Raw genomic sequence first — 11,522 nt, 5'->3', positions numbered from 1 at the left:
GATTTTAGCCATGCCCAATTTATTGATTGGTTCATTTGGCTTTGAACGCGCACAGACTTTTGAAATGCAAAGTGCAGCAATTGTTATGCAAATGGTAGGTTGTATTTTGGCTGGCTATTTTGCTGACCGTTTTGGCTGTGGCAAAGTCATGATGGTCGGTGCGCTTGCCGTGGCACTCACAGCAGCAGTTTTTTATAACAGTTTGGGGCACGCGGCACACTCAACCATTTTTGGTTTATATATGTTGTTAGGTCTATGCTCAGGTACTGTCGGCATGGTGTCGAGCAGTATGGTCAAAATGTTCCCCGCGCCTGTGCGTTTCTCGGGCATTTCATTTTCTTATAATTTGTCTTATGCGATTGTTGGTGGTATGACACTGCCTTTAGTACATTGGCTCAGTCAATATAGTGATATTGGTGCGATGTATTATATTTTCGCACTGACTATTTTAGCCTTTGTGACTGCTTTTGTATTTTGGAATAAGTTTGAAAAAAACAGATATTAAAAGCTTTAACCTATGAAAAAACCACGCCGATCGCGTGGTTTTTTTATTGCTGCTTAGTTTAGAAAGTAAAGCCGATATTAAAGTTAATACGATATAACCATTTATCGCTGTTTGGCGAGGTTGCGGAGGTATAACCCGTTGAGTTTGTAGAGCCACCAATAATGTTGGAGTTTTTACCCCACGTATAATCTGCCCAAACCATAAATGGTGAAGCAATAAACATCATCCCTGTGGTATTCATTTGCGAGTCGGACCAATCATCACGTTTTTTATCCAGATAACTATAATCATTATAAAACTTAATGGCTTTTAGCTTACCCATATTAGTGACAGGCAACGTATAGGCAAGGTTTAAACTGGCAATCGTACCTTCCGAAGCAATGAAATAAGCAGGTGTAAGGCCGTTTGCTCCCATCAAAGTCATATCACTATTTACACCATCTGGATTTTTAGCATCGTATTGATAATGAATAACCGAGCTTTGTAAATTAAAGCGTTTGTAGTTGTTTTCGGTGTGCAAACCGACTGCATGATATTTGCCGTCTTTATCGGTAATATCGTTATGTAGCTGAGCAATCGCACCCGATACACCAAACTCTTGCTTACCGAAATCAGTTTCTAACTTGCGAACAATGCGGGTATTCACCTGATTGCGTTTTTCATTTTGATAGGCTTTTTGAGATGGAAATGCATTTCCTGCCAAGTCATCATAAGTTGCACTTTCAGGTGAATAACGTAAATTCGTCTCTAACATTTGCGGGTAATAACCGAGTTTTACATCCCAATCTTTGTCGTGATAATTCCAGTTAATCCCCGGCGCAATATTGTTGCCATAACCTAAAAAGAATGGAATGTGATAGGTCCAGCCATTTTGTGGGTATGGATAAATCGTGAAAGGTTTATAGACCAGACCTGCTTCAATGCTGTTATTGGCATCTAGGTTATAGCCAACATATGCTTTTTCAATGGACGTTTTCTGTTGGTCTTGAAACATATAACTGGCATTGATGTAGGCATCATCAAACTTTCCTTTGAGATCAACCCTGAAAATATCAAAATGGAGCTTACCAAAACCACGGTTTGGCCCTTCCCAATCTTCATAGCGTTGATTTAACCGAACCACCCCACCTAACTTTAATGAGTCGGTGCCGTCATCACTTTTCCATTCAAGCAATGAATCTTTTGCAAATGCATTGACGCTTACCCCCAGCGTAAGCGGTGCAATGAATGCCATGATCAATGAAGTCTTTTTCATCTCTACATCCTTGATTGAGTTCCAGCGTCCTGCTGGAACTTTATTTGTTTTACCTGTAAAACTTAGTTTTTATTGTTTTTTAGACAAAAAATTTTATCTAAAAAAAGGATGGCTTAGCAGCTCCCATCGCATATGTACTAAACCATCCAAACTGGTTAATACAGTTTCTTTTGCGGTGGACCCGCGAAGTTTAATGGTCCAATCGAGTTCATATCGAGCTCAATTACGGTTGGCCCTTCAAAAGCGACAGCCTCTTGAATAACCGTTTTAAACTCATCTGCACTACCGACTTTCCAGCTTTTCACACCCATTGATTCGCCAAGGAGTTTGTAGTCTGGTGTATGCAATTCATTGAAATACTGACGACCACCAAAGTAGTTATTTTGAATGCCACGCATTACGCCATAGCCACCGTCATTCATAATCATTAAGACCATGTTGGTGTTTTCTTGCACCATAGTTGCAATTTCACCAATGCCAAGCATTAAGCCGCCATCCCCGACTAAACCAATTACTTTTTTGTCAGGGTTAGCAACCGAAGCACCAATTGCTGTTGCAAGACCTAAACCAATTGCACCCGCAAGTGAGTGGATGTTTTGGTTTGGTGCCTGTACAGGGAATAAACGACTGCCCCATGTACTACCCGACATGGTGATGTCACGTACAAAAATGCCGTCTTGAGGTAAAGCTGCACGCAAGTGATCACAAATTAATGCGTACTGGTCGATTTGTTTGCGCAGTGAATCAATTGCAGCTTGTTTAGCAGCTACTACAGCAGCATCATAATCGGCATCAACTTTTGAAGTGCCTTGAAGTTGTTCCAACACACGTGTTAATACATCTTTGGCATCGCCACAAATGAAGTTGCGGATTTTGTAATTACGTTGCTGAGCCACTGGGTTTGCATCTACCTGAATAATATTTTCAGGGAATTCAACCGAATAAGTTTTGGTTTCATTACTACGTAAACGAGAACCCACGACTACCATTAAGTCAGCATCTTTTAATAACTGCTCAACACCTGCCGAGTTATGGAACGCACCTAAACTACGTGGATGATCATCTGCCAACACACCGCGGCCATGCGTAGACGACACCACCGGAATACCTAAATCTGCAATTGCTTTAACTTCGGCAACGCTATTTAAAGTTCCACCGCCAATCCAGAAAATCGGACGTTTTGCTTTTTTGATTTCACTGACAAGAAGATCAATTTCAGCTTGCTCTGCCTGTGGCAACTCAAGTGCTTTCACTGGCCCAAGATTAAGTGGCAAGTCAATTTCTGCTGCTTGTACATCAATAGGTAGCTCAACACTTACCGGTCCCATTGGAACTGTAGTTGCTACACGAATGGCTTCTCGTATCACACCAACTGCATTGTCTGGACTGGTAATACGAAACGCCGCTTTGCTTGATGCACGTAAGAATGTAAGTTGGTCTTTAGTTTCATGGATGAAGCTTGCATCGCGGTCGAGATATTCACGCTCAACTTGACCCGTTAAATGCAATACAGGGCTACCCGCATTCATTGCTTCAATCAGTGAACCTACCGCATTTCCTGCTCCAGCACCCGTACTAGTCAACGCTACACCTAGGCCTTTAAAGCGTGAGTGTGCATCTGCCATGGTGACTGCGCCAGCCTCACCGCGTGCTGCGACAAAGCGCATTTTTTCACGGCGTCCTACTGCATCAGCAATAGGTAAATTGTGGATGGAAATAACACCATAAATACTATCAACTTGGTGCGCTTCTAAAACTCTTGCGATTGCTTCGCCTACATTTACACGTTCAGTCATATTTGTTCCTCAAAATTTGTTTTCAGTCCTTGAATTTATTAATCGCACCAAGGGTTAGGCTGTTCATTCAGCCCCATATAAATACTCTTTTGTTGCATGTACGATAAAATGCCCAAACGGCCTTTTTCGCGCCCGATACCACTGTCTTTAAAGCCACCAAACGGCGCACTAATCGAGAATTTTTTGTAGGTATTAATCCACACCGTTCCCACTTCTAACGCACGTGCAATACGCCAAGCTTTGCGATAGCTTTCAGTCCAGATGCCTGCGGCCAGACCAAAACAACTGTCATTGGCTTGGGCAATTAAATCTTGCTCGTTGTCATATTTCATAACGACTAAAACAGGGCCAAAAATTTCTTCCTGACAAGTTTGAGCACTGTTATTTAAGCCCGTAATAATCGTTGGTAAGTAATAACTTCCTTTGGCATAGTCACCAGTCGTAAGTGCCTCACCACCAATCAGAACTTGACCACCTTCGCTTTTGGCAAGCTGTACATAGCGATCAACAGACTGCAAATGTTTGTCATTGACCAGTGGCCCTAAATGCACACCAGCTTGTTCCGGGTGGCCCACACGTAAGCCTTTGGTTATTTCAACCAGACGCGTTAAAAACTGATCGTAAAGACTGCTATGAATAAACAAGCGAGAACCTGCGATACACGCTTGGCCTGCCGAACTAAAAATACCGTACGCCACACCTTTAGCCGCCAGTTCAACATCTGCATCCGGCAAAACGATGGTTGGTGACTTACCACCTAACTCAAGCGAAGTGGTAATAAGCTTGTCCGCTGCAATGTGTGCTAAATGACGACCTGTAGTTGTGCCACCTGTAAAAGAAATTTTACGAACCAATGGATGCTGAGCAATAGCGTCACCAATCACAGAACCACGGCCAACTAACACACTGAGTAAGCCTTTTGGTAAACCTGCTTCTTCAAAAACTTTGGCAAGCTCTAAAGCAATCAGTGAAGTTGCTTCTGCTGGTTTTAACACCACGGCATTTCCCGCTGCCAAAGCTGGAGCAAGCTTTTGAACTTCACTCGCAATTGGAGAGTTCCAAGGGGTAATTGCTGCCACAACACCTACAGGTTCATGCACACTCATAGTCATAAAGTCTGGAGCACGTTGAGTAGTGAGCTCATCGTTCAACGTTTCACATGCCGCCGCAACATAACGTGCAGTCGCCGCAGCGCTCATCACCAAACCGCGAGTTTCGGTTAAAGGCTTCCCATTATCGCGGGTTTGTAATTTCGCTAATTCATCGACACGCGCTTCAATAATGTCTGCAACTTTGTAGAGAATACGTGCGCGCTCATGCGGCAAGCTGTTTCTCCAACTCAGTTGACGCCAAGCCTGATCCGCTTTTTCAATTGCTTCATTTACATCTTCAAGCGTTGCTGTTGAGAGCTCAGCGTTTACCGACTGATCTGCCGGAAACAGGCTTTGAATGACTGCACCACGGCCTAATCGCCATTCACCTGCAATATAAATTTCCTTTGCCATGATCAAATCCTTCTTAAATCTGTATTGCTTCTACACTGTTGCGACAAGCACGAATCACGCTAAGCGCAGCCAAAGTTGATGTTTTTGGGTTACTTGGCAACGGCACGCCCACCAGTTCAATGGTCATTTGCCCAAAGCCACCTTCTGCCACAATGGTGTGTTTGTTTTTGTTGATAGTTGGATCAACAGTTAACTCAACCATGGTTTCATCCATTCCAAGCCCTGCAAGAGCAATCGTTGCTGCAACATTGGCATTGGCCGGAAATTTGGTTGCAGCTTCACGGGCAGTTCCTGTGAAAAAGACAGTAGCTTCAGCAACATGATCTAAATCGACCAATTGCTCTGCATAACTGCCCTTCCAGCTTTTTGGACTTTTACAGCCTTTGTAAGTGACTTTTTGCAAACCACCTTCTTTAGCCGCAGAAATACCATCAATGCCTGCGATAGCTCCTGCAAGTAAATGCAGATGTGCATCATTTTTTTCAGCAGTTTGTTTAAGCTGAATCAGAAACTCGCTATCAGCTAAAGTACCCACCGAAATCAGACCAATGGTCCAGCCTTTCGCTAAAACTTTTTGAGCATGCTCTTTTACTGCTGCTTGACCTGCCACCTCAATGACATAGTCAGGCTTACCATCACATTGCTCAATATCGGAAATCACCTGAATGTCAGACGTGACTTGTGATTGAACTTTTTCAATACTGCGAGATGGCACTACAATCCACTTGAGTTGCAGATCTTGAGGCAAGTGGGCATACACTTCTGCTGCCATTGCGCCAAAACCAATCATCATCAACTTTTTCATGACAGCACCTATATTTATAAATGTTTGTTAAAACCACCTGAGACATCTATTGCCGAACCTGTGGTGTAAGATGCCAATGGTGATGCCAAGAAAACTAAAGCACGTGCAGGCTCTTCTGGACGGCCTAAACGCTGCATAGGAATGCCACGATTTTTTGCGATATTGCCAGTCCATTCCTCCCAAGACAGATTCAAATCTGAACGAGTTTCATAACGACGTTTCCACTGCGCAGACTCAACCATTCCAAGTAAAATCGAGTTCACACGAACGCCATACTGAGTAAACTCATGTGCCAAAGAATGGGTTAAATTCAACAGTGCAGCGCGTGCAGATGAAGTCGCAATCATATGTGGCTCTGGCTGCAATGCTAGTAACGAGTTCACATTGGTAATTGAGGCATTTGCTGACTGTTTTAAGTCGTCAAGAAAAGCCCGTACCGGATGTAAAACACTGAAATATTTCAGCTCAATTTCTTTCATCCAGTCTTCATCTTGCGTATTTTCAAAGTTTGAAACACGGCCTTGCCCAGCATTGTTAATGAGCATATCCACATTGCCCAAATTGAGTTTGACGTCTTTAGCAAATTGCTGAACTTCTTCTTTTTTCAACACATTGCATGCTTTGGTAAAAATATTGGCTTGCGGATATTTTTCTAAAATATAGTGCTTAGACGCATTTAAACGTTCTTCATCGCGACCACACCAAGCAACTTTTGCACCCTCTGCAACCAGTATTTCAACAGCAGCCAGCCCAATCCCAGATGAGCCACCGGTAACAACTGCAACTTTTCCTTCAACTTGGAAGCTCATAATCCTTAATCTCTCTTACGATTGTTCCTGAATCGTCAACATAATTTGGTTAAATGCTTGCGGTTGGTCGACATAACTTAAATGTCCTGCATCTTCTATGACGAAGTGCTGTTCCAACTGCAATTCCTGAGCAAGCGCTTGTATACCTAACGCAGGAGTGATTTGATCTTGCTGCCCTGCAATCACTGTGCATGGGACTTTTAAATGGGTTAAGTAATTACGTATTTCGTCATATGCCAGTAAGTACGATGCATGTGTGAAACCCTGTAGGGTCAACTGTTGCATCACCTCTGAAACTAAGGCTAAGGCTTGTGGCTCTTGTTTATAAATCAAATGAGGTCCACGGCTTTCGGCCATTCCTTTAGCACCAAGTTCTTTCAACATTTTTGGTCTTTTTTCAAAAACCTGAATTTGTGTTTGTTCATCGTGGCACTGGTAGCCTTGAGCTAAGTTAGCAACAACCAAGTGTTCCACTCGCTCTGGGTAAAGTGCAGCAAATGCACTCGCCTGTAAGGCACCTAATGAGTGTCCGACCACAATTGCTTTTTCAATTTTTAAAACATCAAACAACGCAGCCAAACGCTTTGCGTAATCGGTCGCATTGGGTTGATCAGTTAAAAGTTCATCTGATTTGCCATAGCCCGGTGCGTCCCAGGCAATGACATGAAAATGATGAGACAGCACTTCAAGTTGGTTTACCCATGAAGCAGAACCTGAACTAATGCCATGCAACAGCACAAGGTACTCACCCTGACCGGCTTCCCGATAAGCTTGTTGCTGGCCTTGAACAGTGACGGTTTTCACCGGAAATTCTGCTAACTTTTCAATGAGTGTCATCATTTTCAATTCTTTCCTTTCATTCACTTCATCAAACAATTAACGTTTGATTTGAGACAACGGATGCTCTGGTGGATAGTTCGGAATGGTTGGTTTACCTGTTCCCAACATCACACACATCAAGGCATCTTCTTGACCTGGGTTAAATAGACCACGGTAAATACCCGGTGGAATTGAAATCAGGTCACGCTCTTTTAAACGGGTCTCAAATTTTTCGCCGTTGTGCTCAATAAACAAATCAATTTCGCCGCGGAGCATAAAGAAAACTTCTTCAACGTCGTGATGAATATGCAAAGGACCTTCACACTGTGGTGGCAGAACCATGGTTGAAAACGTGAAGTTTTCTGCTGGAACAGTGTTACCGTCATTTGCAACACCTGTTGCCCCCGTACCCATGTAACGCATTTGTGCACGGCGATATTTCGGGTCGTAATCGGCTTGGAACTTCAAAGCCTCAAAGTCATATTTACGTGTCTCAAAGCGAGCAATACGTGTGTTTAACCAATCTTCTAAAGAAGCATTTTCTGGTTGTGCCCACGATTCGAATTGTTGTGTAGTCATTTTTTAAACTCCTATACAGTGAATTAATAACGTTTTAAAAGAGGAACTAAGAACAACGATCCAATGACAGCGACAGCAGCCAAGAAGGTAATTCCTAAATTAAAACTATGTGTTTGCATCACGATGTAACCGATAAGAACAGGCGCAATTGCACTTGCAAAATTACCTAACCCGTTAAATATTCCGCCCGCAGTCGCGCCTACATTTGACGTGGTTACTCTTGCAAGCAGAGCAAATACAGCTGCTACTCCAAAACCCCACGCCATTGCGCTTAAAGACATGGCAGCAATAATCAATAATGGCTCAGTCATAATGACCATCACATACATGAAGATGCCCGCGAGTAATAAACCGCTAAATACTTGAATTGCTCGGCGGCCTAACTTGTCAGATAAAAACGCACCGATAATTTCGCCAATTAACATGGCAATGAATGGAAAGCTTGAATACATTCCAAACTCTTTGAGATTGAATCCTTTGTCCTGCATAAGATAAGAAGGAACCCAACTGTTTAAGCCCCACAAATACGTCATCAATGCAATGTTAAAGAGACACACCAACCAGAACGCGCTGTTACTGAGCAGCAATTTAGTATTGGCAATGTGACCTTTGAAATTGGTGCGTTTACTCTCACCCTCAATTTCGACAGTTTTCTTGAGCTGCAAGTTACGTAAACCAAAAACAATGCTGAAAATTGCGATTAGCGTTAACCCAGCCATCACAAAAAAAGTGGTGTGCCAATCATGGTGAGCTAAAACATTTGCAGTGATCGGAAACCCGAGGAATGCACCAATCGGTGTTCCAAGTAAGAACATGGTAGAAGCACGTGCTTGCTGATGATCTGTGTAAGTCTGCTTAACAATGGTATATGCCAAGGCAAATAACGGACCTTCTGCCAAACCAAGTAGTACACGTAAAATCAACATGCCTGAATAACTGGTGGTGAAGCCCATGCAAAACATGAGTAAACCCCAAGAGGTCACGCTCCAGAACAGCATTTTCTTTGGATTAAAGATGTCGCCTAAAAAGCTTAGGAAGACTGATGAAAAACCATAAGCAAGTAAAAAACTTGTCATGAGCCATCCGAGCTTGGCCTTATCTTCAGCAATTCCCATTGCACTTTGAAAATGAGGATCTGAAAATAAAACCGCAATACTAATCTTGTCGAAAAACGCCAGTACCACACACACCATAAGGACAAAAGCAGGTACCCAATGCTTCAATCCACTTTTTTCTTCATTACTCATGTGTCATTCCTTCGATTTGGTAATGAGAACCAGATTTAATGTTTACGGTTTTAACTTCATGACATTAAATTCAGCATCTGCTAATAGTTTTGGATCTAAAACGGTGTTGGCTTGCATCCAACGTTTTGCCAGTTTGACTAGCTTCGAGTCATTAATGGCAATCATGTTGAGCAAACAATTTTCATGGTCCAGATATAAATAGCTCACCTGATCTTCACCGCCTTGGCGAATGACTACTTCCTTTGTTTTTTCAGGCTGATAAGTACCTAAAATCTGGATATTAAAGTGATATTGATCTGACCAAAGCCATGGAATATCGCTATATTCAGTTTCAATGCCGAGCATCGACTTTGCTGCTGCAATAGCCTGATTTTGTGCATTTGCCCAAGACTGAATGCAATAACCCAAGCCTGGATGAATCGCGACATCACCTGCGGCATAAATGTTTTGATCTGAAGTTTGCCCAAAACAATTCACCACAATGCCATCTTTCACATCGAGACCAGCGTGCACACCTAATTCTTTGGCAATCTCAGCGCCCGCACCTACCACAACACAGTCAAATAACTGACTATTTTGAGGATGGTTAACCACTTCAACTTTCTGATTAGGTGCTTCAACCAAATGAAGGCTCTTGCTGTCTAAATGAATTTTTGTACCTTGGGTCTCATGCATATTTTTTAAAAATGCAGAAACTTCCGGACTCACACTTCTTGCACATAAACGGTCACCATATTCAAAAATATGAACATCTTTACCTTGCTTACGTGCAGTTGCAGCAATTTCTAAACCAATCCAACCACCGCCAATCACAGCGACATTTTTTGCATTCTTTAAAATTTCAGCCAAACGTTCACAGTCTTGCACATTGCGTAAGGTCACAACATTTGGAATGAACTGCCATGTATTGACCGGTACACGTGCACGGCTTCCGGTTGCGATCAGCAATTTGTCATACGACAAAACTTGGCCACTTTCTAAATGAACCTGTTTTTGCTCACGATCGACTTTTGTCGCAATTTCCGGTTTATGCCATTGAACCTTGAACTCTTGAACCTGCTCAGGAGAGAACAGATTCAAACTTTCATAAGTTGCTTCTTTTGAAAGTACTTGCTTAGACAGTGGTGGACGCTCATAAAACACTTGATCTTCATTTGAAACCACGTGAATTTCGCCCACATAACCGTTTTGGCGTAGTGTACTTACCGCCCAACCCGCTGCCTGTCCGGCACCTACAATTACAATCTTTTCCATAGCCATCTTCCTTGTAAAGCAATACCTGTTAAACAGGCTTCACCTGACGGCGGGTTGTGTCATCGAGACCACCTTCAATCGCCCATTCGGTGAAAAGCTCTAGACGATGTTCTTCTACACGTGGCTGCCATTCTTCTGTCAGATAATCATCGTTAGTGTAATATTCAAATGCACCACCCAATGGTGAGTTGACGTACCAGAAATAAGCAGAAGAAATTGGGTGACGTCCCGGCCCAATAAAGGTCGACCATTCCGAACGATTCATATTTAAACCGCCCCCAATCACCTCATGGATATCACGAACTACAAATGCAACGTGATTTAAGCCAGCAGGTTTATTTGGAACACTGAGCAAGAATAAATCATGGTGATAACCTTCACCGCGGCAACGTAAGAATGCACCGCGATTTTTGTAAGCATCCGATAAATGAAAGCCTACTTTTTCAATATAGAAGTTTTCAGTTGCTGCCAAATCTGGTGTAAAGAACACCACGTGTCCAATCGCAACAGGCTGACCTTTTTCATAGACGGGACTTGCTGCATTTACACGTTGAATGTTGCCGTATTGGTTAATGCCTTCCGTTTTAAGTTCAGACACATCTTTAACAAAACTTTGTTCAAAACGGATGGTCATACCATTTGGGTCAAGACACTGAACTGTATTTTCAGAACGTTTAAAACCTTCTACATCAGCCAAACGAGCTGCCAAGTCTTCAAGGTCTTGAAGACTATCAACGCCCCAAGTCACTTCACGTAAAGTTGAACCTTGTTCAATAGCAGCAGGCAAACGGTCATCATCACAATTAAATAGATAAATCTTGCTACCATTTTGGGTTTGGTAAAGATCTGTGCCTTCAATATCTGAAGTACTTTGACTTAAACCAAAATCTGCCAAAAACTTGTTTGAAGCGGCTCTATCTTCAACTCCAAACTTTAAAATCTCGATCC

At 42.6% G+C, this 11,522-nt stretch carries 11 protein-coding genes; 1 reads left to right on the top strand and 10 read right to left on the bottom strand.

Annotated elements, in window-relative coordinates; genetic code table 11:
* Nucleotides 1–505, top strand: a 505-nt coding sequence (locus tag UC75_RS21345) for an MFS transporter (RefSeq protein WP_228137305.1), incomplete at its 5' end; no start/stop codon positions are given.
* 58 nt (nt 506–563) lie between these two features.
* Here UC75_RS21345 and UC75_RS11475 read toward each other — a convergent pair.
* The 10 genes from UC75_RS11475 to UC75_RS11430 form a co-directional block, all read right to left on the bottom strand.
* Nucleotides 564–1,760, bottom strand: coding sequence for a hypothetical protein (locus UC75_RS11475; protein ID WP_049837671.1), 1,197 nt, complete (start codon nt 1,758–1,760; stop codon nt 564–566).
* 155 nt (nt 1,761–1,915) lie between these two features.
* On the bottom strand, nt 1,916–3,556 hold the full coding sequence (locus UC75_RS11470) for a thiamine pyrophosphate-binding protein (protein WP_049837670.1): 1,641 nt from the start codon (nt 3,554–3,556) through the stop codon (nt 1,916–1,918).
* A gap of 38 nt (nt 3,557–3,594) precedes the next feature.
* Complete coding sequence (locus tag UC75_RS11465) at nt 3,595–5,061, bottom strand: aldehyde dehydrogenase (RefSeq protein WP_049837669.1); 1,467 nt, start codon at nt 5,059–5,061, stop codon at nt 3,595–3,597.
* Nucleotides 5,062–5,074: 13 nt separating this feature from the next.
* Nucleotides 5,075–5,866 carry an aspartate dehydrogenase gene (locus UC75_RS11460; protein WP_049837668.1) on the bottom strand — a complete coding sequence of 264 codons (792 nt, stop codon included), beginning with the start codon at nt 5,864–5,866 and terminating at the stop codon, nt 5,075–5,077.
* A 14-nt stretch (nt 5,867–5,880) separates the two neighbouring features.
* Nucleotides 5,881–6,675 carry an SDR family oxidoreductase gene (locus UC75_RS11455; RefSeq protein WP_049837667.1) on the bottom strand — a complete coding sequence of 265 codons (795 nt, stop codon included), beginning with the start codon at nt 6,673–6,675 and terminating at the stop codon, nt 5,881–5,883.
* Between the two features lie 15 nt (nt 6,676–6,690).
* Nucleotides 6,691–7,515: an alpha/beta fold hydrolase gene (locus tag UC75_RS11450; RefSeq protein WP_049837666.1), complete on the bottom strand. Its 825-nt coding sequence runs from the start codon at nt 7,513–7,515 to the stop codon at nt 6,691–6,693.
* A gap of 36 nt (nt 7,516–7,551) precedes the next feature.
* Entirely contained in the window at nt 7,552–8,073 is a 522-nt protein-coding gene (locus tag UC75_RS11445) for a cupin domain-containing protein (RefSeq protein ID WP_013198649.1), read from the bottom strand.
* A 23-nt stretch (nt 8,074–8,096) separates the two neighbouring features.
* Entirely contained in the window at nt 8,097–9,320 is a 1,224-nt protein-coding gene (locus tag UC75_RS11440; protein WP_049837665.1) for an MFS transporter, read from the bottom strand.
* Between the two features lie 42 nt (nt 9,321–9,362).
* Complete coding sequence (locus UC75_RS11435) at nt 9,363–10,574, bottom strand: NAD(P)/FAD-dependent oxidoreductase (protein WP_049837664.1); 1,212 nt, start codon at nt 10,572–10,574, stop codon at nt 9,363–9,365.
* Nucleotides 10,575–10,602: 28 nt separating this feature from the next.
* A complete protein-coding gene (locus UC75_RS11430; RefSeq protein WP_049837663.1) occupies nt 10,603–11,520 on the bottom strand; it encodes a VOC family protein in 918 nt (305 codons plus the stop codon).
* Between the last annotated feature and the right edge of the window lie 2 nt (nt 11,521–11,522).

It is taken from the genome of Acinetobacter sp. V2, from assembly GCF_001188385.1.
Taxonomy (GTDB): Bacteria; Pseudomonadota; Gammaproteobacteria; order Pseudomonadales; family Moraxellaceae; genus Acinetobacter; species Acinetobacter oleivorans.
This window is presented reverse-complemented; position numbering and strand designations above follow the sequence as displayed.